The organism is Lactobacillus sp. UMNPBX15 (assembly GCF_002553785.1).
Classification (GTDB): Bacteria; Bacillota; Bacilli; order Lactobacillales; family Lactobacillaceae; genus Lactobacillus; species Lactobacillus crispatus.
Genome location: NZ_PCYV01000034.1, coordinates 1 through 26650 on the forward strand (window position 1 = coordinate 1; position 26650 = coordinate 26650).

General features: G+C 37.1%; 25 protein-coding genes, 1 riboswitch and 1 other annotated feature. Of the genes, 16 read left to right on the forward strand and 9 right to left on the reverse strand.

The annotated features are described in order from the left end of the window. The first annotated feature begins 144 nt into the window (after positions 1-144). Positions 145-1614 (forward strand): MFS transporter, encoded by a 1470-nt coding sequence (locus CP366_RS08400; RefSeq protein WP_089148028.1) that lies wholly within the window; start codon positions 145-147, stop codon positions 1612-1614. Positions 1615-1649: 35 nt separating this feature from the next. Here CP366_RS08400 and CP366_RS08405 read toward each other — a convergent pair whose 3' ends face one another. The 3 genes from CP366_RS08405 to CP366_RS10945 form a co-directional block, all read right to left on the reverse strand. Next, positions 1650-2849, reverse strand: coding sequence for a multidrug efflux MFS transporter (locus CP366_RS08405; RefSeq protein WP_089145943.1), 1200 nt, complete (start codon positions 2847-2849; stop codon positions 1650-1652). After that, complete coding sequence (locus CP366_RS08410) at positions 2842-3978, reverse strand: hypothetical protein (RefSeq protein ID WP_233197980.1); 1137 nt, start codon at positions 3976-3978, stop codon at positions 2842-2844. The genes CP366_RS08405 and CP366_RS08410 overlap by 8 nt, the downstream gene beginning before the upstream one ends. Positions 3979-4142: 164 nt before the next feature. Continuing rightward, positions 4143-4727, reverse strand: coding sequence for a hypothetical protein (locus CP366_RS10945; protein WP_223845444.1), 585 nt, complete (start codon positions 4725-4727; stop codon positions 4143-4145). 101 nt (positions 4728-4828) lie between these two features. Here CP366_RS10945 and CP366_RS08420 point away from each other — a divergent pair, with 101 nt between their 5' ends. The 4 genes from CP366_RS08420 to CP366_RS08435 all read left to right on the forward strand — a co-directional run bounded on the left by CP366_RS08420 (position 4829) and on the right by CP366_RS08435 (position 9533). Continuing rightward, a complete protein-coding gene (locus CP366_RS08420; protein ID WP_013085984.1) occupies positions 4829-5911 on the forward strand; it encodes a M42 family metallopeptidase in 1083 nt (360 codons plus the stop codon). 93 nt (positions 5912-6004) lie between these two features. After that, positions 6005-7627, forward strand: coding sequence for an ABC-F family ATP-binding cassette domain-containing protein (locus tag CP366_RS08425; RefSeq protein WP_089148026.1), 1623 nt, complete (start codon positions 6005-6007; stop codon positions 7625-7627). A gap of 87 nt (positions 7628-7714) precedes the next feature. Beyond that, positions 7715-8635: an aldo/keto reductase family oxidoreductase gene (locus CP366_RS08430; RefSeq protein WP_089148025.1), complete on the forward strand. Its 921-nt coding sequence runs from the start codon at positions 7715-7717 to the stop codon at positions 8633-8635. A 94-nt stretch (positions 8636-8729) separates the two neighbouring features. Next, positions 8730-9533: a helix-turn-helix transcriptional regulator gene (locus CP366_RS08435; protein ID WP_005720835.1), complete on the forward strand. Its 804-nt coding sequence runs from the start codon at positions 8730-8732 to the stop codon at positions 9531-9533. Here the strand turns inward: CP366_RS08435 and CP366_RS08440 are convergent. Both CP366_RS08440 and CP366_RS08445 read right to left on the reverse strand, forming a co-directional pair. Beyond that, entirely contained in the window at positions 9530-10849 is a 1320-nt protein-coding gene (locus tag CP366_RS08440) for an APC family permease (protein WP_057726751.1), read from the reverse strand. The two genes, CP366_RS08435 and CP366_RS08440, sit on opposite strands and share 4 nt — an antisense overlap. Positions 10850-11075: 226 nt before the next feature. Further along, entirely contained in the window at positions 11076-12407 is a 1332-nt protein-coding gene (locus CP366_RS08445; protein ID WP_089148024.1) for an APC family permease, read from the reverse strand. A 160-nt stretch (positions 12408-12567) separates the two neighbouring features. Here CP366_RS08445 and CP366_RS08450 point away from each other — a divergent pair, with 160 nt between their 5' ends. Further along, positions 12568-13236 carry a type 1 glutamine amidotransferase gene (locus tag CP366_RS08450; RefSeq protein ID WP_005720832.1) on the forward strand — a complete coding sequence of 223 codons (669 nt, stop codon included), beginning with the start codon at positions 12568-12570 and terminating at the stop codon, positions 13234-13236. Positions 13237-13277: 41 nt separating this feature from the next. On the opposite strand, the gene CP366_RS08455 is transcribed toward CP366_RS08450, so the two are convergent. Continuing rightward, a complete protein-coding gene (locus CP366_RS08455; protein WP_005724289.1) occupies positions 13278-14096 on the reverse strand; it encodes a transporter substrate-binding domain-containing protein in 819 nt (272 codons plus the stop codon). A gap of 177 nt (positions 14097-14273) precedes the next feature. Between CP366_RS08455 and CP366_RS08460 the strand changes: the two genes are divergently transcribed. The 5 genes from CP366_RS08460 (at position 14274) to CP366_RS08480 (ending at position 20474) form a co-directional block, all read left to right on the forward strand. Then, positions 14274-14726: a MarR family winged helix-turn-helix transcriptional regulator gene (locus CP366_RS08460; RefSeq protein WP_005720830.1), complete on the forward strand. Its 453-nt coding sequence runs from the start codon at positions 14274-14276 to the stop codon at positions 14724-14726. Continuing rightward, positions 14713-16446, forward strand: a complete 1734-nt coding sequence (locus CP366_RS08465; RefSeq protein ID WP_013085988.1) for an ABC transporter ATP-binding protein — start codon at positions 14713-14715, stop codon at positions 16444-16446. Before CP366_RS08460 ends, CP366_RS08465 begins: the two co-directional genes overlap by 14 nt. Further along, the gene (locus CP366_RS08470) at positions 16447-18216 is read left to right on the forward strand and encodes an ABC transporter ATP-binding protein (protein WP_089145879.1); all 1770 of its coding nucleotides are present in this window, start codon (positions 16447-16449) and stop codon (positions 18214-18216) included. A gap of 36 nt (positions 18217-18252) precedes the next feature. Further along, positions 18253-18343, forward strand: a riboswitch (TPP riboswitch). 53 nt (positions 18344-18396) lie between these two features. After that, positions 18397-18975, forward strand: coding sequence for an ECF transporter S component (locus tag CP366_RS08475; protein WP_057726755.1), 579 nt, complete (start codon positions 18397-18399; stop codon positions 18973-18975). A gap of 107 nt (positions 18976-19082) precedes the next feature. Then, positions 19083-20474, forward strand: a complete 1392-nt coding sequence (locus CP366_RS08480) for an MFS transporter (protein WP_005724286.1) — start codon at positions 19083-19085, stop codon at positions 20472-20474. Positions 20475-20534: 60 nt separating this feature from the next. On the opposite strand, the gene CP366_RS08485 is transcribed toward CP366_RS08480, so the two are convergent. From CP366_RS08485 to udk, 3 genes are all read right to left on the reverse strand, one after another. Continuing rightward, entirely contained in the window at positions 20535-20918 is a 384-nt protein-coding gene (locus tag CP366_RS08485; RefSeq protein WP_068813671.1) for a helix-turn-helix domain-containing protein, read from the reverse strand. A 17-nt stretch (positions 20919-20935) separates the two neighbouring features. Further along, complete coding sequence (locus CP366_RS08490) at positions 20936-21229, reverse strand: type II toxin-antitoxin system MqsR family toxin (RefSeq protein ID WP_068813670.1); 294 nt, start codon at positions 21227-21229, stop codon at positions 20936-20938. A 162-nt stretch (positions 21230-21391) separates the two neighbouring features. After that, a complete protein-coding gene (udk, locus tag CP366_RS08495; RefSeq protein WP_013085991.1) occupies positions 21392-22021 on the reverse strand; it encodes a uridine kinase in 630 nt (209 codons plus the stop codon). A 157-nt stretch (positions 22022-22178) separates the two neighbouring features. Continuing rightward, positions 22179-22426 (forward strand) — a binding site (T-box leader). Between the two features lie 233 nt (positions 22427-22659). Here udk and CP366_RS08500 point away from each other — a divergent pair. From CP366_RS08500 to CP366_RS08520, 5 genes are all read left to right on the forward strand, one after another. After that, positions 22660-23400, forward strand: coding sequence for an amino acid ABC transporter ATP-binding protein (locus CP366_RS08500; protein ID WP_005720821.1), 741 nt, complete (start codon positions 22660-22662; stop codon positions 23398-23400). A gap of 11 nt (positions 23401-23411) precedes the next feature. Beyond that, positions 23412-24230 (forward strand): transporter substrate-binding domain-containing protein, encoded by an 819-nt coding sequence (locus tag CP366_RS08505; protein ID WP_089148023.1) that lies wholly within the window; start codon positions 23412-23414, stop codon positions 24228-24230. Continuing rightward, the gene (locus tag CP366_RS08510) at positions 24230-24871 is read left to right on the forward strand and encodes an amino acid ABC transporter permease (protein ID WP_005720819.1); all 642 of its coding nucleotides are present in this window, start codon (positions 24230-24232) and stop codon (positions 24869-24871) included. Before CP366_RS08505 ends, CP366_RS08510 begins: the two co-directional genes overlap by 1 nt. Positions 24872-24888: 17 nt before the next feature. Further along, on the forward strand, positions 24889-25542 hold the full coding sequence (locus CP366_RS08515; RefSeq protein WP_005724282.1) for an amino acid ABC transporter permease: 654 nt from the start codon (positions 24889-24891) through the stop codon (positions 25540-25542). Between the two features lie 75 nt (positions 25543-25617). Next, complete coding sequence (locus CP366_RS08520; RefSeq protein WP_089148022.1) at positions 25618-26547, forward strand: DUF2974 domain-containing protein; 930 nt, start codon at positions 25618-25620, stop codon at positions 26545-26547. Positions 26548-26650: the final 103 nt, after the last annotated feature.

The following is a 26650-nucleotide window of genomic DNA, read 5'->3' on the forward strand; positions in this document are numbered from 1 at the left end:
GGACTTGAGCTTTTTAATTATTTATTCAACTTACCGCAAAAAATTATACACTTAGTAAAAAATATTGATCTTTATTTTGACAGCTAAATCTTGCATACTATGAGTAACACAATAGTTCTTTTGAAATAGGAAGGGGAGAATTAAATGACTAAAAAGCAAATATCAATGGTTACATTGTCTTTGTTGCTGGCTAATATTATGTCAGGGCTAGATGCAACCATCATTAACACAGCAATTCCTGCTATTGTATCTGATCTTCACGGGATTCAATATATGGGGTGGATCGTTGCTTGCTTTTTACTTGGAATATCAGTTTCAGTGCCAATTTGGAGTAAGATTGGCGAAAGAATGAGCAACAAATTTGCCTTTGAATTATCATTAGCTCTTTTTATTTTAGGCTCAGTTTTGGAAGGTGTTGCACCAGATATTTACTTTTTCCTCGTCTCGCGAGTCCTCATGGGAGTAGGAGCTGGTGGCATGGGTTCTCTTCCTTACGTAATTGTAGGTTATATTTATCCTAATATTAAAAGAAGAACTGTAATTTTGAGCTATATTGCTGCTAGTTTTTCTGCTGCATGTATTGCTGGACCATTAGTTGGTGGCTGGATTGTTGATGCCTTATCTTGGCACTGGGTCTTTTATATTAATGTGCCACTTGGATTAGTTTCGATTATTCTAAGTTTTATTTTTTATCGTGGCATTCGTAAGCCGAATGTTAATACAGTTTTTGATCGATTAGGTGCATTTACTTTAATTGGCGGTTTAACTTGCTTTTTAATCGGAATTCAGATGTTGGGTTTAGCAAGCAATCTTTTAGTAGCGCTTTTTATAATTATTGGAATTGCTATGCTAGTCTGGTTTATTTTGGTTGAAAAGAAGGCAGAGAGTCCGATCGTGCCACTTTCTGTTTTTACTAATAAAGCATTAGTAGGCGATTTTATTCTTTTTGCCTTTGCATGGGGCGCCTACATTGCGGTAAACACTTATTTGCCAATGTGGTCACAGGCAATTTTAGGAACATCTGCTTTAATCGGTGGGATGACTTTAATTCCTAATTCAATTTTTGATATAGCTGGTTCGCAGAGTACACCACATTTACTCAGACGTTTTAATAACTATCATCTATTAATTTTTGATCTTTCATTGATTGCGATAACGGTAATCGGATTGATCGTTGTACCGATTAGCACGCCATATCAGGTTTTAATGTCAATTGCGGCTTTATCTGGTTTAGGCGTAGGATCAATCTTTGTTATTCTTCAGATAAAAGTGCAGATTGATGCTGGCGAAAAGGATATGGCGCCGGCTACGTCACTTAGCTTTTTGATTAGAATCCTGGCTCAGACTGTGATGGCTGCAGTCTATGGTGTGATCATGAATCTAGCTTTGGCACGTGGAATTGCTGGTCACCATAATATTACAATGACCATGATGAATAAATTAAGTGACGTGGAATCCGCAAAAAGTTTGCCTAGGGCGTTAATGCCAACAATGCGAACTATTTTTCATACTGGAATCAGAGAAATTATGATAGTTTCTCTATTGTTAATAATTTGTGGATATATCGTAAACTTTGTTTATAGCCATCATGAAGCTAAAAAAGCAGCGGAATAAAAATAGCGTTTGAGGAAAAGTCTCAAACGCTTATTTTATTTCAAATTACGAATTACATTTATTCTAAACAAAATTAGATTGAAGATTACGATACCTGCTGTGAAGATGAAAACAGTACTGTAATTAGTTAATCCAGAGATAGTTGAACCTAGTAGCGGCCCAAAGATATTACCGACATACATGGCTGACTGATTCCAAGAAAAGATTCGACCTGTAATTTTTGCTGGCGTATTTTTGGTAAGCAAGGTTTGCACTTGTGGGAATAAACAAGCATCAGTAAAGCCAACCAGAAAGCGTAAAATTCCAAGTTCGACTGTATTTTGCACGAAAGCAGTTAAAAAGAAAAGAATAGTCGCACCGATGAATCCGGCAATAATGATTTTGTGTGTCCCAATTCTGTCTCCTAATGCACCGAAGCGCGATGCCGCAAGGAATGTAGCAATTCCTGGCAAAGCAGCTATTACCCCGGAAATAAAGACGACATTACCGTGGTTAGCCATCAATTGTTTAACATAGAGTGAAACGATCGGGTTAATCGAATTATTTGCAGCTTGAATAATTAGAGTAGTTAAAAGCAAGCCAAAGATTAATTGCGGTGAGCGTAATTCTTTAATTACTCCGCTTGCTTTATCAAGTTTCTTTTCAGTTACTGGCTTGAAGTCTGTTTCATGGACAAAGAACAATGACAAAAGAAATGCAATTAATAATAGACCACCTGTAATAAAGAAGGTAACGCGATAGGAGAAAATAGACGCTAAGGCTCCACCAATAAATGGCCCGAGTAAGTTGCCAGCAGTAAAGCTAGACGCCATAGTGCCAAGTGCTTGTCCAGATTTTTCCTTCGGAGTTTCAGTCGCAACTAGAGCATTGGAATTAGAAACAAAGCCTGCAAAAATACCTTGTAACATTCTTAAAATAAATAATTGATAAACGTTGGTAACTAGCCCCATACAGCCAAGGACGATAGCCATTCCCAATGAAGCTCGTAATGTCATCGGCTTTCTGCCTTTTTTGTCTGCTAGTTTTCCCCACCAGGGAGAAATTATCGCCGATACAAAATAAGTACCGGAGTAGATAAAGCCAGACCAAAAGTTTAACTGCTTATGGGTAAAATTGCCTAGTGTATCAATATATAATGGCAGAAACGGCATTACTTCAGAGAAGGCGATACCAGCGATAAAGACCGCAATAGATAAGACAAGTAAATTCTTTTTCCAAATAGGTTTTTCATTCATTTTTATTCCCTTTGTTAAGTTTTAAAGTATAAATTGTAAAGCTGATTATGAATAGCACCAAGATTAAGTGAGTTAAAAATAAGGGCTGACTAGAATTCATAACGCTTTTATTAATATGGTAGTTAAAGATTTGCTCAAAGATGTGCGGTCCATTGAATAAAAGCAAGCCACCCCACAGAATTAATTGAGTTAAGAAGCCTCCAGCAGTGCGAAAACGATAGTTGATCATATAAATATTTGTATCGACATGATCACGGATAAGATCTAAGGTGTCAGTATTTTGTAAACTGTAGAAAATTCGAATCAAAAAAATCCCTGCAAAGTATGTTGGCCTAAAGAGCGTAATAACTAGACCGAGAACAATGCCCCAACTTTGAATGGTGAAGTCATCAAATGGTAAATATTCACGTAGCGTTTTTAATAATGGACGTTTGATAAAGCTGGCGATTAAGATAATGACAAATAACCAGTAGTAATTTTTTGCACCAAATAAAACAGAAATATAAACGGCTGAAAAGATAGTGGTAAAGTCTTGGCAGAGGCCTGCGATTGTCAGGCGATACTGCATTTTGCGAGATAATTTACCATGTTTTTGGCTTAAAGCTAATTTGATCAGATAGCTAATAACGACTACTGCTGAAACGATAATACCAAAAATAGAGAAGATGTCTTTTCCCGAGTTCCAACCTTCTCGAATTAAGAGAATAGCCAGTAGCAAACCAAGAGTTAACCAGACATTTTGCCACTGCAATACAATTTTCCGTGAATGTGCTCTAAATGGAGAATATTTAAAGCCGAGTATAGCAATTAGCGTATAAATGAGCATTGCGATAAATGAAATTGTTGGCAGATGTGGTTCAACAAAGACAATTATTGCTAGTAAAATTAAAATTGCGCCAAAATAAGCAAAAAGATCATTCTTGCTTGGATGATAGTCGCTTTGAATAGCGATTTGTTTTTGAACGCTAGGGAAACATGCGGCGCCTATTCCGGCAAGGGATGCGCTAATGCAGTAAAGGGCTGGTAAAAAGATGCCGAAAATCCCTAAGAAATAGCCTAATAAAGCTGCCAATAAACCGAACCAGCCAATAACATTATCTTCATTTTCGCCGCCTTTAAATAGAAACAATGTTGTGCGCCGAAAGGCATAGAAGAGTGCAAAAGGCAGCACGCTGATTGCAGTATTTTGTTTAATAATTAAGCTGAATACTAAATAAGGGAATAGGTTTAAGGGTAACGAGCTAATTTTTAAGAGTAAGTTACTTTTTTGTTGTAGTAGATTGTTAATATCTTTCATGATTTAATTTTAGAAAAGTCATAGTTTTTATACTTAATTGCTAGTGCTTTGTTTTTGAAAAGTGCGTTGTGGATATCTCCGGAAGAATATGCAAGATATAAACAAGGATGTCCTTTAAATTGACCAGTAATATAAATAATATCTACAGGTGTTAAAAACTCACGAACGCGCATCCAAGTCTGCCCTTGATGTTGTTCGATGGCGATCATGGAATCACCACCAGAATAGGTTTTATTCTTTTGCTCAGAATTATGATCTAATTTAATGGACTTATCCACTTGTCGATAAACTACTGAGTCACCAATTGTATGCTTGTTGATAATTAATTTGCGAGCTGATTTGCTCAGTGGATCGCTACGATACCAGGTACCGCGAAATTGTTCGGGGATGCTGGTTAACTTAAAGCCAGGATATTTCTTTTTTAAATTAGGCTTAAACTCATTTGCCTGTTTGGATGCCTTATGTGTTGCAGAGCTGCTTACTGTTTCGTTAACTGTAGCGGGACGACTAGAACGGTTGGAACAGGCTGATAGGCTAAAAAACAGGGGGAAAAGAATTATCATTGAAAATTTATTTTTCATATTTTATTTTTCCTTTGCAATAATTATTTTTAATTATAGTCTACTTTGACTGTTTTTCTCGGTAAAATTAAATTAAGCGTTTTTTATAGAAAGGAAAAATTATGCAAAAAGAACAAGAAATCCAAATGTTGAAAGAATTCTCAGATGCCAATTCAACTTCGGGCTTTGAGGAAGAATTCGTTAAGCTGTTTACTAGTTATGCGGAAAAAACGGCAGATATTGAGGTAGATGGGATGCTCAATGTTTATGCCGCCAAGAAAGAAAATAAGGGAAATCGACCGGTAATTCAACTTGATGCGCACTCAGATGCTGTAGGCTTCATTACGCAAGCTGTTCGCCCTAATGGTTTAATTAAGTTTGTTCCACTTGGTGGTTGGGTAAAATATAATATTCCAGCCTTGCGCGTTAAAGTGCGCAATCGTGATGGAGAATATATCCCTGGCGTTGTAGCAACTAAGCCGCCTCACTTCATGACAGCAGCTGAGCGCAATAATGTACCTGATGTGGCAGATATGTCAATTGATGTTGGTTCTTCTAGCCGTGAGGAGACAATCAAGGACTACAAGATTGATACAGGTTGCCCTATCTTTGTTGATGTTAAGTGTGAATATCATGAAAAGTCCGGTTTATTCTTCGGTAAAGACTTTGATGATCGTTTTGGTGCTGGTGCGATGGTTGATGTGCTTGATAATTTGAAGGGTGAAGAAACTAACTTTGACGTGGTGGCTGCACTTTCTAGTCAAGAAGAAGTTGGCTTGCGTGGCGCCTATGTAACGGCTAGAAAAGTTAAGCCAGATCTTTGTCTGGTACTCGAAAGCTGTCCAGCTGATGATACTTTTACGCCTGACTGGCTTTCTCAAACTGGTCTAAAACGTGGCCCAATGTTGCGCGATATGGATACGACATTTTTACCAAATCCTAAGTTCCAACAATATGCATGTGATTTAGCTGATAAAAATAATATTCCATATACTCGTTCAGTTAGAACCGGTGGCGGTCAGGATGGTGCTGCAATTTACTACGAAAATGGTGCGCCAACAATTGTCATCGGTATTCCGGTGCGCTATGAACACTCACCATATTGTTTCAGTAGTTATAAGGACTTTAAGGCTTCAGTTGATTTAGCTACTGCAATTATTCGTGATATTACCCAGGAAAAGCTAGATAGCTTCAAAAAGTTTTAATAAATTGCTTAAAAAGATGGATTCTCTATTATAAGGGACCATCTTTTTTGATATACTTAAACATAATTTTATATTTTAAGCGAGGTAAAGAGATTGATTACAGTATCCGACGTTAGTTTACGATTTGGTGGCCGCACACTCTATGAAGACGTTAACTTAAAATTTACTCCAGGCAACTGCTACGGCGTAATTGGTGCCAATGGTGCCGGTAAGTCAACTTTTCTTAAATTGTTAGAGGGGAAACTGGAACCAACAACAGGTTCAATTTCAATTGATCCCAATGAGCGCATGTCCAGCTTGAATCAGGACCACTTTGCTTTCGAAGACTTCTCTGTCATGGACACAGTAATTCAAGGGCACAAGGAACTGTATCAAGTAATGAAAGAAAAAGATGCTCTTTATGCCAAACCTGACTTTGGTGATGAAGATGGGGTTAAGGCAGCTGAATTAGAGAGCAAGTTCGCAGAACTTGATGGTTGGAATGCGGAAGCGGATGCGGCTAAGCTGCTGCAATCATTAGGGATTCCTGAAGAAGAACATCAAATGATGATGAAGGATTTACCTGAAAGCGAAAAAGTTAAGGTCTTATTGGCCCAAGCTTTGTTTGGTAATCCTGATATTTTGCTATTGGACGAACCGACTAACGGTTTGGATGTTCATACCGTTGAATGGTTAGAAGACTTTTTGGCTGATTACCCTAACATTGTGATTGTTGTTTCCCACGACCGACACTTTTTAAATCAAGTATGTACTGAAATGTGTGACGTTGATCGTGGTAAGATTCAACTTTATGTTGGGAACTATGACTTTTGGTATGAATCAAGCAAGCTAGCTAATGAATTAGCTGCTAACCAAAATGCTAAAAAAGAAGAAAAGATGAAGCAATTGCAAGAATTTATTGCCCGCTTTTCTGCCAATGCATCTAAATCACGTCAGGCAACTTCTCGTAAGAAACAACTTGATAAAATTACCTTGGACGATATTAAACCATCGAGTCGTAAATATCCATTTGTAAAGTTTGAAATGCACCGTGATTTAGGTAATGACCTAGTTAAGGTAGAAAATGCTTCTTATTCAGTTGATGGTGAAAAGATTCTGGATAATGTGTCTTTCATCGTGCGTCCTGGTGATAAGGTGGCATTTTTATCACGTAACGCTTTAGCAACGACTGCGCTGCTTGATATCGTTGCTGGTAAGCTTAAGCCAGATACTGGTACCGTTACATGGGGTCAAACAACGGCCTTTAACTACATGTCACGCGATTTGAACGCTAACTTTAATAATGATGACTTAACAATTTTGGACTGGCTGCGTCAATATGCTACTAAGGAACAAGACGATAACACTTTCTTACGTGGATTCTTGGGTCGAATGCTCTTTAGTGGGGAAGAAATTGAAAAGAAGATCAAAGTACTTTCCGGTGGGGAAAAGGTTCGTTGTCAATTGTCCCGAATGATGCTTGAACCGGCTAATGTATTGATCATGGATGATCCTACTAATCATTTAGATCTTGAGTCAATCACTGCATTAAATGATGCCCTTGTTTCATATCCAGGTTCAATTTTATTCACCTCACATGATCATGAATTTATTCAGACTATTGCTAACCACATTATCGAAGTTGGACCTAAAGGTATTGTTAGTCGCCAAGATACGAGTTATGATGAATTTTTGGATAAAGAATCAATTCAATCGGCAGTAGCTAAGATATATTAATAAAAGATTATTGAATTTCTTGTGGTTGAAACTTAGCTATTTTTGGTTCATGATGTGAGGTAAATAAAGAATGAAAGGACTTACATTATGAAACGAATTAAAATGGGATGTACTACTTTAAGCATTCCAGCGATGGCACTTGGCATTATGCGAATGAATCAAAAATCAGTTCCAGAGGCTCAAGTGGCAATTCAAGCCGCCTATGATGCTGGGATCAACTTCATTGATTCTGCTGATATTTATGGCGGTGGAAAATCAGAAGAGATTTTTGGTCAAGCTTTTAGCCAAATGCAGATCAAGCGTGAAGAGATGTTTATTCAATCTAAAACAGGAATTGTTCCAGGAAAACGTTATGATTTTTCTAAAGAACATATTTTGCATAGTGTTGATGAAATTTTGGAAAGAATGCAACTAGATTATCTTGATTCATTAGTACTTCACCGACCAGATGCATTGATGGATCCAGAAGAAGTAGCTGAGTCTTTTGATCAACTACAGGCAGCAGGTAAGGTGCGCTTTTTCGGCGTATCTAATTTTGATACGGCTCAATTTAAATTGTTACAAAGTTGCTTGAGCCAGCGCTTGATGTTCAATCAATTACAATTTAGCCTGAAACATACAGGAATGATTGACTTTGGGATGCATATGAATATGGTAGATAAACCATCAGTTGATCGTGATAGCCAATTTCTTGATTATGCCCGTCTACACAAAGTTACTGTGCAGGCTTGGTCACCATTCCAGTATGGCATGTTTGAAGGGACCTTCATTGATAATGATGGCTTCCCCAAGTTGAATCAAGAGTTGCAAAAACTGGCCGATAAGTATGAGGTAGGTAAAAATGCGATCGCTGCAGCTTGGATTTTACGTCATCCTGCAAATATTCAAATGCTAGTTGGATCAATGAATCCGCAACACATTAGGGATTCTGCTAAAGGTGCCAAGATTCGATTGACTAGACAAGAGTGGTACGATTTATACTTAGCTGCTGGTAATTATTTGCCCTAAACCGAATATTTTCTAATAAAAACAAAAACTAGCTTTTAAAAGCTAGTTTTTTGCTTATAATGGATAATAGGACTATATAAAAGGGGATTAAGAAATGAAAAAAAAATATGGAAAAAATCTTATTTTTGAAGATTTTATTCATGATCGGGAAGTGAAAATGTATCGTAGTGATGCAGAAGATTCCGTTCATTCAGATTATACTTTAAATGTACAAGTTTTTACGTTAGATAATTTACCATTTTCACCATTAACTGGTGATCAACAACACATCTTTTTTGACTATGAGAAAGCTGGAACTGATGCAGTTAAGATCACAGGGGTTGAAGGCCATTTTTACAATGCAATTACTAGAAGGTATGAAGTGACTGATCATACTTTCGTTGTAGGAGAATTGCTTGATGACAAGGTAAGTGAGACAGTAGCCACTCAGCAAATGAGGGAAGCTGCTGAAAAAGTAATTGCAGAGTTAAGCAAACGTATTCCGATGCCTCCTCACATTAAGCATCCGAAAATTTTAACCGATGTACAAAGAGCAGAAAAATTGGTAACTGATCGCAATGTGAAGATTACTAGTTTAAGTAAGGCAACAGGAATTTCAACCTATACTTTATATAACTATCGTAAGAATCCGGCTTCTTTGCATAAGGCCTCGCAAGCAACGGTTGATTGCTTAACCAGCAAGTATTTTGAAACTTACTTTAGCCGAAATGAGATTGAACGCTTTCGGATGATGTTAATCAACATTGTTGGAGCTTATTTGAAGGAAACAGAAGGTAATCCAATTGCCTATGATCCTGCACATGCTTTATATACAATGTGTCAAAAAGGGGATTGGCATCGTTTAGCTAAAATGGAAGAGTTGTGGCGAGCAAGCTACAGTGTAGAAAGGTCGCTTTAATGCAAACGATGTTTGTTCATGCGCTTAACGGCGTAAAAAATTGGTAATCCAATAATGACAATTCCAGCAAAAAGTAAAACACCAGCTGGATCATTAATTAATTCACTGATTAAGACAAACAAACCGCCTAAAATAGCAATTATAGGCACAAAAGGATAAAGTGGAGTACTGAAAGGACGCTCTGCTTTATTCTTTTTTCTTAGGATAAAAATTCCAAAGAAGGCTAAAAGATAGAAGCAATAAACTGTAAAGACGCAAAGATCTGATAAGTGGTCTGGATCAAAGAAAATCATCATTAAAAGGGCTAAAAGGACGATAAACAAAGTAGCAACAACGGGAGATTTTCCTTTAGGAGTAACATAGGCTAAGTATTTAGAAAAAGGTAAATCTCCTCGTTTAGCCATGGCATAAACGATTCTAGGAAAGGTCAGCATTTTTCCATTTAATGTTCCCATCATTGAAATGATGATGCCAATGGAAAGAATTTTACCTCCGATTGCACCGAAAACCGCGTTAGCTAGATAAGTAGTAGTGTTTTCGCCTAGTTGGTGAATTTGATTAGCGGGGATGAAGCGGAAAATCCCAATTGTAATTAGGGTATAAATAGCCAAAACAGCTGTAATTCCTGCAATGATTGCTCGAGGTAATAATTTTTGGGGATTTTTCATTTCGCCGCCTAAATTAGCGATTAAAATCCAGCCATCGTAGCCGAATAAAGTGGCTAAAACAGCAACACCGAAGTTACTAGTGTGTTGACTAACCTCTGCTACAGTCTGGTTAATCGCATCTTGTTGACCCCAACAGATTCCACAAATGGTGATTACAGCAATCGGAATCATTTTGGCAATCGTGGTTATGACCGAAAAGATTGCACCTACCTTATTTTCGAAGAAATTCATGATTCCAATTGCTAAAACTGTGATTAAAGCCAAAGGAATGCGCCATGAATGATTCAAACCAAAAAAGTTAGTCATCATGATGCTCATAAAACCAGCAACGGCGGCAATAATTGCAGGACCGTACACGATGATCTGCATCCAACCAGCCATAAAGCCTAAAATGCGGCCATAGAGATTTTCAATGTAGACATAAAGACCACCAGTGTAGGGCATTTGCGCCCCTATCTCGGCAATGGTGAGACCTGCAGCCAAGGTAATTAGACCACCAAAAATCCAAGCTAGTAAGGCCATTGTAGTTGAACCTGCACTGTCAAGAACAGAAGCCTGCTTAAAAAAGATACCAGAGCCGATGATAGTTCCGATTACAATTGAAAAAGCTGAGCCAAAACCAATACTGCGTTTAAGCTTGTTGTCCATTTTTTCTCCTTTATACAAAAATAGCCGGATTCACCTTATCGTCTAGAAACGATTGAGTGAATCCGGCTGCTGATTTACGTACACCAAAATCACTCAAGTTCAGTTGGAACTTGAGCTAGATGAGTATGCCAATGTGGTGTCTTGATAAATCATAATTGAATCTCCTAAATTAATTTTAATTAGAATATCATAATTATTAAAAATGAACAAGAAAAATTTGAGATTTTTAGTCTTCGATAATCGTATTCTGTGCTTTGCTCATCTTTTTAACTAAAAAGAAAATTGGCCAGCCGACAGCGGTAATTCCAGTAAAAAGCAAAACGCCAGCGGGATCATTGAAGAATTGGCTGACTAAAACGAAGAGCCCACCTGCAATTGCTACTAAAGGAATTAGGGGATAAAATGGCACGCTGAAAGGACGTTGGTCCTTATTTTTGTATCTTAAAATGAATAAGCCAAAGAATGCTAAAACATAGAAACTATAAATTGTGAAGACGCAGAGATTTGATAGGTAATCAGGATCGAAGAAAGTCATCATAATTCCAGTTAAGGTAATTAAGAGCATAGTAGCCATAACTGGTGCTTTTCCCTTAGGTGTAACGTATGATAAAAATCTTGAGAAAGGCAAATCCCCGCGCTTAGCCATAGCGTAAATAACACGAGGAAAGGTGAGAATTTCTCCATTGAGAGTGCCTAGCATTGAGATAATAATGCCGACAGATAGAACTTTACCGCCAATTGGACCAAGAATAGCGTCAGCCAAATAAGTGGTTGAATTTTGACCTAATGCATGAATTTTATCGGCAGGGATGAAACTAAAAATACCAATAGTAATTAACGCGTAAATTACTAATACTGTAGTGATTCCAATGATGATTGCTTTGGGTAATAATTTTTGTGGATTCTTAATTTCACCACCTAAATTTGCAATAAAGATCCAACCGTCATAGGCAAAAAGGGCAGCGAGAACGGCTACGCCAAGACCACCTGTTGATCGATTCAGCTCAGTCACAGTTTGGGCGACAGCGTTTTGATCACCCGAGCAGATGCCGCAGAAGATAATTGCAAAAATAGGGATCATCTTAGCAATTGTAGTGATTATAGCAAAGGCTGCACCGACTTTATTTTCTAAAAAGTTTAAACCGCCGATAGCGATGATAGTGATCAAACCAATGGGAATACGCCATTCGGTGCCGATGCCAAAGAGATTAGTCACCATAATACTTAAAAAACCGGTAACTGCAGCTATCATAGCAGGACCGTACACAATAGCCTGCATCCAACCAGCCATAAAACCTAAAACGCGGCCGTAAATTTTTTCAATATAGACGTAAAGTCCACCAGTATAAGGCATCTGGGCACCGATTTCCGCAATCGTTAAGCCGGCGGTTAATGTGATAATCCCAGCTAAAATCCATGCTAAAAGTGCCATAAAGGTTGAGCCTGCGCTATCTAAAACTGAAGCTTGTTTAAAGAAAATTCCAGAACCGATAATGGTTCCAACGATAATTGAAAGTGCAGAACCTAAGCCAATACTGCGTTTAAGGTGATTGTCCATAAAAGTCCTCCAGATGTAAAAATATGTATAACATTATATCATATAAGGTGACATATAGTTTCTAAAAATACGATAAAAGATTAATTGACTCTTCTTGTTTACCACTAGAATTGAGTATAAAATGAAAAACAAAAATATTGTTGAGTGAGAAAGGGATTTTATGCGCGTTAATGTATTACAGCATGCACCTAATGAGGGACCTGGTTCTATTCAAGCCTGGTGCCATGCTAGAGATAACGAAATGTTCGTTTACCATCCAGGGAATTTTGGTATTTTGCCAACTGTTGATGAAACGGATCTATTAGTAGTCCTAGGCAGTCCAAACAGTCCTAATGATGATCTTGATTGGGTCAAAAATGAACGTGTGTTGATTAGACAAATGTTAGATCAACACAAGCCGATCTTGGGAATTTGTTTTGGTAGCCAGCAGATTGCTAAAACTTTGGGCTATAAGGTACTTGATGCACCCGCTAAGGAAGTAGGTTGGGCACCAGTTTATTTGCAAGATCAGACTATTACAGGAATTCCGGATAAGTTAACAGCTCTTCATTGGCATGAACAAATGAGTGAAATTCCAACTGAAGCTAAGTTATTATTCTCTAGTGATCTAGTTAAGAATCAAGGCTTTTTACTGGGAGATAATGTAATTGGGTTGCAGTTCCACTTTGAACCGCAAATTGATAATGTGCGTGAGATTGCTATTAATGATGGAGCATATGCTTTAGAAAATAATGATTTACATCAAACGCCTACAGAGATTATTAATCATGGTGTGCCTGAGAAAAATAAAGATGTAATGTTTACTTTACTTGATTTCATTGCTAAATAAGCGAAAAGGCTAGGATCAAAATTTTGATCTTAGCCTTTTTCTTACTTCTTTTCTAGTTCTTTAATGTTCATACCAGGAATGTTGCCAAACCATTTTTTAACTAGGTGATTATATGTGCCATTCTTTTCTAGTTTTGCTAACGCAGTGTTGATATGCTTGAGCATGTCATTTTGCCCCTTATTAACTGCAATACCATATGGCTGGTTGGTAAAGGTGCCGCCAACTAATTTATAGCCGGAACTATCACGCAAAATCCCAGCTAAAATTCCGTTATCAGTTACAAAGGCATCTCCTTGTCCAGCTTTTAATGCGGCAAAAGCTTGGCCGTAATCATCGAATTGTAAAATTTCCGCTTTAGGAGCAACTTGATGGATAGCATCGGCGGCAGTAGTTCCTTTAACTACAAGCACTTTCTTGTTATTCAAATTTTTAGCATTTTTAATGGCGCTACTGTCAGCAACCATAATTGACTGTCCAGCAGGAAAGTAAGGGTGACTGAATTCGACTTGTTTTTTACGTTCAGGCGTAATGGTCATTGCTGCAATGACGGCGTCGACATTCGTGTTTTTTAGAAGCTGAATCTTGGTGTTGGCCGTTGTTGTTATGAAATTGGCTTTGGCATTTTTGCCTAGCATTTCATGGGTTAATGCATTAGCTAAATCAATTTCAAAGCCATTAAGTTTGCCTGTTTTAATATTTATTGAGCCGAATAATGGCGTGTCGGCTTTGACGCCCCAGTTAATGGTTTTACTAGTTTTAACTGCTTGATAAACGTTTTGCTTTTTGTTTTGCTTACAGCCACTTAATGGCAAAGCAAACAGGACCACTATTGAAATTATTAATAAAAACTTTTTACGCATATAATCCCTGCCTTGTTTTACTTGATGATTTTTTTATTATACCAATTTGAAATTTAGATGCAAAAATTGTTTCTTTACTTTAATTATAGTCTTATTTTTGACAAAATGATTTGACAATAGTCCATGTGCATACTAATATATTTGGTATGCATGTAGACTAAATATTGTGGTGAAGTAATGAAAATTAGTGAGACAGAAAAATTAAATCTATCAATTATCCATGGCAGCCGTGCTTATAGCCAATGGGAGCAGGATCATGACTTGCCGGACTATTTAGTGGTAATCATGTATGAATTACTGATTCGGGGAAAATTGACACAAAGAGAATTAGTAAATCTGAGTGATTTACCCAAGCAGTCGATTAACAAAGGAATTAAGATTCTGCGTGATCATGATCATATCACGATGACTGTTGATCCTAGCGATAAGCGAGTTCGATTTTGCCAGCTTACCGAAGCAGGGCGGAAATATGCTTATGACAGGTTGCGTCCTCTATTTGAGTTAGAGGAAAAAACGGCTCAAGCCATGGGAACTGACAAAATGAAATTGTTAGCTAAGCTTTCAGAAGAATGGAGCACTACTTTTTGGCATTTTTTAAGTGAAGAAAGGAGTAAAAATGGAAAACTTTAAAATAATTCTTCCATACTTAAAGCGTTATAAAAAAGATGTTGTTTGTGCAATTATTGCTATCTTAGTTTCAGCGTTTTCTGGATTATATCAGCCTAAATTATTGGAAAATATTCAAAAGGCATTGATGGCGAATCAGAAGCAAGCAGTCTTGTCTGATGGAATCTGGCTAGTAGTCCTAGGTATAATTGCAATTATTTCGGGTATTTTTAACGTTTATTTTGCAGCGAAAATTGCACAAGGAGTAGTTAGTGATCTACGTGAAGATACCTATGCTAAGATTCAAACGTTCTCTTTTGGTAATATTAAGAAATTTTCAGCAGGTTCTCTAACTACACGGTTGATCAACGATATGAACCAGGTAATGAACATGATGATGCAGCTATTTATGCAGATGTTGCGGTTGCCGATTTTAATTGTCGGTTCATTTATCTTCTGTATCGTGATTATTCCGCGCTTCTGGTGGGCACCAGTGGTCATGGTTGCACTTATTTTTGGTTTTGGCGCTTACGTTTTAAGACAAATGAATAGTTTGTTTACCAAATTCCAAGAAATGATGGACCGAATTTCTAATCAAGCACAAGAAACATTGCAAGGTGTGAGAGTGGTTAAGTCATTTAATCAAGGTCCACAAGAAATTAAAAAGTTTGATCAAACTTCGGACCAATTGAATGACTACAACATTGTGATTGGTTACTGGTTCTCTGCAATTATGCCAGCTTTTCAGATGATCGCTTATACCGTAATTGCTTTAATTGTTTATTTAATTGGTAAAAATATTACGGCACATCCAAGTGATATTGCGGTAGTCAGTCCATTCGTTAACTATGTTTTAACCCTGCTATTTACGATCATGATTGCCGGAATGACCTTAATGCAATTTTCAAGAGCTAATATTTCTCTTGGACGTATTCGTGAGGTATTGGAGACTGAACCAGATGTCAAGTTTGTGGAAAGTGGTTCGGTTGCACCTCTTAGCGGTAGCGTAGAGTTTGATCATGTTTCCTTTACTTATCCTGATGGGGATGATCCTACTTTAAAGGATATTTCGTTTAAGATTAAGCCAGGTCAAATGGTTGGTATCGTTGGGGCAACAGGTGCTGGTAAATCAACTTTGGCCCAATTAATTGCTCGTTTATATGATCCAACTAAGGGTGAAGTAAAAATTGGCGGTCAAAATATTAAGGATGTAACTGAAGCTGCATTACGCAAAACTGTTTCTTTTGTGCTGCAGCGAGCAGTTCTTTTCTCAGGTACAATAGCATCTAATTTGCGTCAAGGTAATGCTCAGGCTAAATTACATGAATTGCAGCGTGCTGCCAATATGGCGCAAGCATCAGAATTTATTGAGCGTTATAACGATTCTTTCGATCATGAAGTAGAGGAGCGTTCTGCTAACTTTTCCGGTGGGCAAAAGCAACGTCTATCTATTGCACGTGGCTTGATTGCTAAAGCACCAATTTTGATTTTGGACGATTCAACTTCTGCTCTGGATGCGGAAAGTGAGAAGAAAGTACAGCAAGCTTTAGAGCATGAGCTGCCTGATACTACTACTTTTATCATTGCGGAAAAGATTGTTTCAGTGATTAATGCCGATACAATTTTAGTGTTAGATGACGGTAAATTAGTGGCACAAGGTACGCATGAAGAATTGCTTAAGACTTCGCCGGTTTACCAAGAAATCTTCAAGACACAAAAAGGTAAGAAAGGAGGAAATGAATAAATGAGTAATACGAAAAAGGCATTGCGCTATTTTGCTAAGTATTTGAAGCCTTATTGGAAGGGAATCACTATTGTGGTTATCCTTTCTTTGATTTCGAGTGGTGCACAGGTTATGGCACCCACATATTTAGGCCGTTCAGTTACCGCTTTAACTACTTATTTGGTTGATTTAAAAAAGGGTACAGCATCCATGAACACGTTCTATAGCGCGTTATGGTCGATGTTCTTGTTTTACTTATTGAGCCAGATAGCGATTTTTATTGCTTGGATGGTAATGTCCAAGTTCAATGCGGATTTAACTAATGACATGCGTGAGAATCTATTTGCCAAGTTTCAACGGATGTTAGTGCGCTACTTTGATACTCATCAGGATGGTAAACTTTTATCGCTATTTACTTCCGATTTGGATAATATTTTCAACGCAATGAACAATGCGATTTTTGAAATTATTTCCCAGGGAATTATGTTCGTGGGAACAATTATTGTGATGTTCACGATTAATAGTACTTTGGCTTGGACTACGATTGCGACAACACCATTCATTTTGATTATTAGTGTCCTTTTAATGAAAAAAGCTCGCGTTTATATCGATAAGCAGCAAGATGAAATTGGCGATTTAAATGGTTATATTACCGAACAGATCAATGGTGAAAAGGTGATTATTACCAATGGTTTGCGTCAAGAATCGGTTGATGGCTTCAAGGTCTACAACAATAAAGTAAGAACCGCTTTGTTTAAGGGGCAATTTTATTCGGGAATCCTATTCCCATTGATGAACGGATTGAACTTACTTAATTTGGCAATTGTCATCGCTATGGGGTCTTGGATGATTATTTCCGGTCAAATTTCTCAGGCTATTGGATTGGGCTTGATTGTAACTTTCGTTGAATATTCACAAGTTTATTTCCAACCTTTGACACAAATTACTTCAATTTATTCCATGATTCAATTAGCTTTAACTGGGGCAAGAAGATTAGCTACAGTTGAAGAACAAAAAGATGAAAACGAAGTGCCAAATGGTAAGGTCATTAGTGGTTTGAATCATGGTGTCAAGCTAGAAAATGTTCATTTTGGCTACAATAAAGATAAAGAAATTTTGCACGGAGTAAATATTTCGGTTGATAAGGGCCAATCAGTGGCTCTGGTCGGACCAACCGGTTCAGGTAAAACTACGATTATGAACCTGTTAAATCGCTTCTATGATGTTAATTCAGGTAAAGTAACCTTTGACGGGACAGATGTACGTGATATTCAACTAACATCATTGCGAAATAATGTTGGGATCGTCCTGCAGGACTCTGTCTTATTTACTGGTACTGTAGCGGACAATATTCGTTATGGTAAGCCGAATGCTTCAATGGATGAAGTGATTTCAGCGGCTAAGCAGGCTAATATCCATGATTTTATTGAGACTTTGCCTGATGGTTACGATACTCAAGTTAGCGATGCTAACTCAATCTTTTCAACTGGGCAAAAGCAATTAATGTCAATTGCTCGGACAATTTTAACGAATCCACCATTCCTAATCTTGGATGAAGCAACTTCTAACGTAGATACGGTAACAGAAGAAAAGATTCAAAAGGCAATGGATACTGTGATTGCTGGACGAACAAGCTTTGTGATTGCTCACCGGTTAAAGACGATCTTGAATTCTAATAAGATTGTTGTGTTAAAAGATGGTAATGTGATCGAAGAAGGCAGCCACGAGGCACTGCTTAAAGAAAAGGGATTTTATTACAAACTTTACACAGATCAAATGGCATTTGATTAACAATGTGCTATACTTGACTTAATTGATAAATAAATGAAATGTCACTAGGGGTGCGTAATGCTGAGATAATACCCTTCGAACCTGAACAAGATAATACTTGCGCAAGGGAAAGTGCTAACAAGAGAATTAACTTTTATTTGTGTGCTCCTACTGACAGTATGTTAGTAAGGAGCATTTTTTATGTTTACTAGATCGTCAAAATGGAATGTAAAATCAGTTATTTTAGTTGCCTTAATCGGGATCATCATGGGTGTGATTTACACTTATGGCTTTAACAATGTGTATAACTTAGTAAAATTAAGCTTTTTACCCACCGGTTATGCACCGGTTGTTGACAACGTTTTTACTGGCTTATGGTATATGGCTGCTCCTTTAGCGATGTATTTTGTACCAACTAAGGGAGCTGGAACTATTGGTGAATTGCTGGCTGCCACGGTTGAGATGGCGATCGGTGGCCAGTGGGGAGCCTTGACTATTTTTGAGGGGTTAATTCAAGGAGCAATGAACGAGATCGGCTTTTTTCCTAAAAAAGAACGCTATGAAAAGTTCTCATGGAAGAGCGTTTTGACTGGTGCTTTCTTTGCCAATTTAGGTGGTTTTATACCAAGTTACTTTTTGTTTGGTTGGAGTCATTATCAGGTTAATGTACAAATTTTGATGTTTATTGTAAGTATGATTTCATCATTACTGTTTGATGGTGTCCTAGTGAAATTGATTACCAATCTTTTCGATAAAGCATTAAAACCTAAAGTTGCCTAGAAACTATAAACCATACCTTTTCGTATACACACACTTTATTTATACCATTTGAGTGATAGAATAAAGTTAGATGTATTGTATACGTTTTCAAAAAGAAGTGGATTTATATGGCTCGACGAAGTAATGCAGAAAAGGAAGCTGAGGCAGAAGCAATTAAGAACTGGAATCCGCGTTACAAACATAATGTTATTATTTATTTATGGATCTACGGCATTTTGGGTGCAGTAACTGGGATTACGAATGATGCGGCTCTATCTTATTACAAAATTGTAGCGCCACACCTGATTTCTGGATTAAACATTTTTAATGCGGCAACTGCTATTTTGATGTCAGTAATGATCGCTACAGTTCACAAGTGGGGTTATCGCAAGATTTTGTTGATTTTGCCGCCAATGACTGCGATTTTTATGGCTTTAACTTGTATCACGACTAACCAGCTCGTTATCATGATTGCTTATACTATTTCTTGGACAGCAATTGGGGTTTATGATTTGATGTATCCATTAATGTGGACCTCATATGTTCCGGGAAAAATTAGAACTAAGATGTTCTCAACAGTAATGATTGTTAATTTGATTACACAAACGATCTGTACGTTTTTAGGTGGGAAAGCTGTCGTTTGGTTCTTTGGTTTGATTAGAGGCATTCCTTATCATGAGGCATCTGTTCTTTCTGGTAAGTCAGAGATGTTAACTGGTCAAACTTTAGCAGATTATACAAATTCATACAGAATCCTGCTTTACATTACGGCTGCCGTAACCATGTTAGCCTTTGTTTTGGCTTTGTTTATTCATGATGTGCCACGTGATTATCGTTCTACTGCAGATGACAAGGAGCCTAGCAGAGCAGAGAAGATGGCTATGTATAAAAAGCTTTTGAGCAAGAAGACATTGATGTGGATTGTCTATATTGCCGGTATTCAACTTGGTGCTCGTTTAGTTGCTGTTTATGTGCCGATTTATTTGAATAGTTATTTGCACATTCCACGTGATGTTACTTCTACCATTAACACCTTTGTTCAAGCAGCGATGCTAATTGGATATTTCTTTGCGCCATTCTTGGAAAAGAAGATGGGGGCGATTGTTTCTGTTGCTGCAGGTACATTGACCTGTGTGCCAGTTATGTTGTTGCTAGCTAACGGTCGTCGCTTAGGTAGCGGGACAGTTTTGTTTGTAATTGTCGGCCTTTTGCTCTTCTTAAGAACAGGATTAGCCAATGCCACAATGCCAATTCAACAAGAAGTTCAGATGGTTATTGTTGATAAGGACTTGCGTCCAGCCTTTACTGGAGTAGTTCAGATTGCTTATGCTGTTGTCGGTGTCATTGATGGACTCTTCACCGAATTTTACTTATTTACTACCCAAGATGGTTATGCAAATGCCTATTACATTGCAGCGGTAATTTATGTTATTGCTAGTGTCTTGCTTTTGGTCTTCTTTGCCAAGAAGTATAACCGAATTTTGGACACAGCTAATGCACAAGATGATAATCAAAATTAAGATAATTTAGAATAAAGAAAAGACCTGATAATCTTCGCTTTGTGATTATCAGGTCTTTTGCTACATTTCAATTTTTTCGCTATCTTTAATGAACTCTAACATGATTTTGTCGTCTTTAATCAAAATTTTTAGTAAACGATTATTGCCGTTGGTGGGAACGGCGCCAGCTTCATAAAGGGCAATTGTTGAAGGACTCCAGCCTAAAATGTGGGCTAGTTTTCGTTGACTTAATTTCCATTTCTTGCGTAATTGTTTGATGTCATGAGGTGATACAACATCGTATTGTTTGCGGAATTTTTGTAGTGCTAGCTTGGCTGCCTGATCATCTAATTCTAAATCAGGAATTACTTGATGAGTTTGATCATCAAAACGAGCAGGAGCTGTTACTTCAATTTCGTGACCACGAATATCATAGCTGTTGGTGTAGTTTGCAATGTAAGACATAGGTAGACCCTCCCTAATTAATATAATGCTTCATGAAAGGAAATGAATAGAACCAATGTATAATCATTCTTAAATTTGAATTTAATGTAGTACTTAACGCCAAAAGTAGTTTCATAGACCCAGACATATTCACTTGGAAAAGCTCTATCCTTATCTACTTTGACAAAATCATTTATTGAAAGATCTGCAACAATTAGCTTAACCAATTCTTTGGTCACAGGAGTTGCATGTTTTGCCTTTCTGTTAACCAAGACAAATTGCTCATTTTTAACAAGATTTTTTAACCTAATTAGTGAAAAGATAGGTTCCACCTAATTTACCTCCATTTTACATAATTTTGATATGAAATCATAGCATTTTGATTAATGCTTTCAGTATTAATTACGTAAGATAGAGACATTATTTTTTGGCAATTTCTTATCTTTATAAAAAATTAAACACTTCTCCAATTTTTTAGAGAAGTGTTTTGCTGCTTATTTCAAAACAGATTGTAACTTAGTAGTTAACATGTCAATTGCAACATCATTTTCCCCACCTTCAGGTACGATGATATCGGCATAGCGCTTGGTTGGTTCAATAAATTGGTTGTACATTGGCTTAACTGTACCCAAATATTGATTAATAACAGAGTCAAGTGAACGACCACGTTCCTTCATATCGCGCTCAAGTCGGCGAATAAAACGGATATCATCATCGGTATCAACATAAACTTTAATATCCATCAAATTGCGAATATCTTCATTGAAGAGGACTAAAATTCCTTCTAAGATAATAATATCGGCCGGCTCAACATGAATAGTTTCATCGCTTCTAGTATGAGCGGTAAAATCATAAGTTGGCATTTCAATCGGTTTTCTGTGCATTAACTGACTTAATTGTGCCTCAAGTAGCGGCATATCAAAAGCATCAGGATGATCATAATTAATTTTCATTCTTTCTTCCATTGATACACCAGTATTATCTTTATAATAAGAATCCTGGGTCATGATCATAATGCGATCTTGATCATTAATATTATCCGCAATTTCATGAGCGATGGTAGTTTTGCCGCTTCCAGAACCACCAGCAATTCCAATGATAACGGGTTTTTCAAGTTTTCCCATTTCAAACTCCTTTGTTTTTCAATATATCACTAAATATTTTAAGCTATTTTCCGAATATTAACAGCATTTATTTGTATTAAAAACGGATTCATTTTGAAGTATAAGAAATTTTGCTTGCTTTTTATCCCAAAATAAGGTTAAATACATATAAATAAATTAAAAGGCTATGAAAAAGACAAGTAGATAGTTTATTTCTAACAGTGAGTTGGTGCTAGTGAAAAGCCAATAGACCCTGAACTATTGAAAAACACTTTTAGCAGCTCACCGAAATAACAATTCTTAGAGTAGGTTGAGACGTCTCCGGTACGTTACCACACCGGTGAAGCATGATAGTGCTTCATGAGTAGGTCTATATCTAATAGGCAATGTGGGTGGTACCGCGGAAAGAAGTCTTTCGTCCCAGTTTAGGGATGAGGGACTTTTTCTTTATCCTAAAAGTTAGTAGTTAATAAATTCGTAAGTAGCGTTAATATGATTATTTTAATCTAGCTAAATACAAATATATTTTGCTAAAACCGAATAAATTTATAAGATTAGCAGGCTATTATACTATTTTGAATTGCTAAAATATTTAGTTTTAGCTTTAAGAAGAGTAAAATAATTATATTGTGTAGACAAAGGAAAGAAAGGTAGAAGCCATGACAGCAATTATTGAATTTAAGCATGTTGATAAGTACTACGGAAAGCTCCATGCATTGAAAGATATTAACTTAAAGATTGATGAAGGCCAAGTGGTTTCAATTATTGGTCCATCTGGTTCAGGTAAGAGTACTTTAATTAGAACTATGAATGGCTTGGAACCAATTAATAGCGGTCAATTAATTGTAACTGGGTATGATTTGGCTGATAAAAAGACCGATATTAATAAGATTCGTAAAAATGTTGGGATGGTATTCCAACACTTTAATCTCTACAATAATCACACTGTGTTAGAGAACGTTATGCTGGCGCCTAAGATTGTGCTAAAGCGTCCTGATGATGAGAACCGTAAAGTAGCGATGCAATATCTTGAAAAAGTAGGTATGGCCGATAAAATTGACTCTTATCCTCGTCAATTATCTGGTGGACAAAAACAAAGAGTAGCGATTGCTAGATCATTAGCAATGCACCCTAAGGTGATTTTATTTGATGAACCAACTAGTGCCCTTGACCCAGAAATGATTGAAGATGTTTTAGAAGTTATGAGATATGTTGCTGAACAAGGCATTACTATGGTTGTGGTTACCCACGAGATGGGTTTTGCTAGAGAAGTAAGCAATCGCTTAATTTTCTTTGATAATGGTCATATTTTAGAAGATCGCAAGCCAGAAGAATTCTTTGCTCATCCAGATACTGAACGTGCTCGGCAATTTTTAAGCAAAGTTATTTCTAAAGATTAAGGTGACACGCCATGAAAAAGATAAAAAGATTTCTTTTCTTGCCTTTGCTGATTCTATTAGCGTTTACCTTAACAGCTTGTGGCAAGCATGCTAGCAATAATGTTTATCAAAAGGTAAAAGAAAGTAAGACAATTGTTTGGGGCGTTAGAGCAGATACTAGATTGTTTGGCTTAACGAACATTAAGACAGGACATATTGAAGGGTTTGAAATCGATTTGGCTAAGGCTTTAACTAAGCAAATGCTAGGTAAAGATGCTAAAACCGATTTTGTTACTACTACTGCCAACACTAGAATCCCACTTTTAAAAAATGGAAATGTTGATGCTGTTTTAGCCACAATGACTATTACACCAGAACGTGCCAAGCAAGTAACCTTCTCTAAGCCATACTTTCCAGCCGGTTCATCTTTGTTAGTGCCTAATAATAGTAAGATCAAGAATGTTAAGGATCTGGAAGGCAAAACTGTTTTGGCCGTTAAAGGAACTACCGCAGTTGATGATGTACATAAGTATGCCCCTAAAGCGCGGATTTTGCAATATGATGACTATGGTCAAGCAATGTCTGCATTGAAGGCTAACCAAGGTGTGGCATTAACTACTGACAATGGTTTGCTTGCCGGTATCGCTCAAGAAAATCCTGGTTATAAGTTAGTCGGCGGCGTCTATAGTAATGCTCCTTACGGAATTGCTGTTAATAAGGGACAAAAACAAATGGCTGATCATATCGACCAAGCTTTGAATGAATTACAAAAGAATGGTACTTATGACCGTTTGATTAAAAAGTGGTTTGCTGGAGTTCCTGGTTTTAGTCTAAAGGGGGTTTTGAAATAATGTGGCAAATTATTACTAACAACTGGGGCAGCTTCCTAACAGGTTTTTGGAATACTATTTTAAGTAGTATTATTGCTCTAGTTTTCAGTTTGATTTTAGGCGTGATTTTTGCCTTGCTTGAGGTAGCACCATCTAAATTTGGCCAAGTGATCGCGAAGATCTATATTGCGATTTTTAGAAATATACCTTTGCTGGTAATTGTCATGATCTTTTATTTGATCGTTCCACGTTATATTGTGAAATTGTCAGGATTTCAAGCGGGGACAATTGGTTTAACGCTTTATACATCAGCGTTTATTGCAGAGACTGTTCGTGCGGGAATTAATTCAATTGGAACTGGTCAAATGGAAGGTGCTCGCTCCAACGGTATGACCTATGTGCAAGCCATGCGTTATGTCATCTTACCTCAAGCGATGAAGATAGTGATTCCACCACTAGGCAACCAGTTTGTCAACTTGGTTAAAAACTCTTCAGTTTTGGCCTTTGTTGCCGGTTTTGACTTGATGTATCAAGCACAATTGATTGCGTTCTCAACGTTCCAAACAATTGATACTTATATTATTGTTGGATTGTTCTACTTGATCTTGACTTTGCCGCTTAGTTACTACATGCGTCATTTAGAGAAAAAATTAGTCAACTAATAGGAAGGAGATAGAGAATGGAAACTTTTATTCATGCATATTCATGGGTCGATATCCGCTTCTTATTACAAGGACTTTGGGTAACGATTTATGTTTCATTAATTTCAATTGCATTAAGCTTCGTAGTAGGATTAATCTTAGGATTAGTTCGCTACATGAAAATTAAGTATGTGTCTGCAATTGTAGGCTTTATCATTGATATTATTCGAAACTTGCCGCTATTGTTGATCATCTTCTTTACCTATTTTGGTTTACCTCAATTAGGTATTGTAACGAATCCAACGACAGCTTCAATTGCAGCGTTAGTCATCTTTGAAGGTGCAATGCTAGCAGAAATTGTTCGTTCAGGAATTGGCTCAGTTGATTCGGGTCAAATGGAAGGTGCCCGTTCCAACGGGATGTCGTATGGTCAGGCTATGTATCATGTAATTATGCCACAAGCTTTGCACAATATGATTCCGGCATTATTATCACAATTTGTATCATTGGTTAAGGATACTTCATTGGCAACTATCATTGTTTTGCCAGAGCTTTTATACCACGCACAAATTATTTACAGTCAGAACACGACTTACTTAATTCCAATGTATGTGATTATTGCAATCATGTACTTTATTGTCTGTTTCTGCTTGTCAACGATTGCAAATTACTTGCAGAAAAAATATGATTAAAGGCTCAAATTATCCAAAAAAACTAACTCATGCTAACATAATAGTAAGAGTTAGTTTTTTATTTTAGGAAAAATTATGAGTGTAAATGCACAGTTAACAGATCGTGAACGAGTTGAATTAACTAAAAAGGCATATGATGAATTGCAGCTGGGTGATACTATCAAAATAGATCAACATTATCTTGGAACTGTTTGTCGTAATGTTTATGCTAAGGATGGGATGCGAGCCTTCGTCATTTCAAGTCCGAATGAAATAACAATCTTATTTAAAGGATCATATGGTTTTAAAAAGGGGACTCCACAAACTTGGCGTGATGAATGGATTAAAACTAATCTACCAATTTTAAAAGCACTGCTTGCACGAAAACGGACGATTCCTAGCCAATTAAAGTCAGCTGCTCACTTATTGAATCAGACAATTAATCAATTTAAAGGTAGTAGAATTTATATTTATGGTCATTCGTTAGGTTCAATTAATGCTCAGTTTGCTTTAGCTAATTGTCGTCATCCAGAAGCAATTGCAGCTGCTTATCTGTATGAAGGAACCAATATTTGGCTTTTACTGACGCCAGCTGAACGACGTCAGGTGGCTAAAATGCGGGAGAAAATTTTTAACTATGTCGATATTTATGACCCGGTTACGTTAGGAATTACTGAGACGCACCATATGGTAGGGAAATTGTGTTATGTGGATAGTGAACCGATGCAACCAATTAAGCAGCATATGTGGGGTGGATATCATTTTAATGCTGATGGTAGTCTAAAGTTACGTAAGATTGACCAAGCTTTTCTGGCAGAAAGTCGTAGTGAGCGTAAGTTACTTGCTCGTTCAGGTGATTTGGCAGATTTTTTAGAGAAAATGGGCTCAGCCGAAGAAGTAAAAAAATTAGCTACCGATAAAATTGAGCAATTAGTTCAACGCTATCCTGATCATAAGAGTTTGGCAAAATTGGCCGCTCTTTTTGAAGGAGAAAGAAATGATAAATTAAGCCATAGAAAGAAATAGAAATTTATAGAATTGAGTAGAAGCAAATGCTTTAATCTTTACTAAAGATAATATGTGGAGATGAAGATTATGGCAGTTCTTAAACCTAAAGAGATGGCTGAAC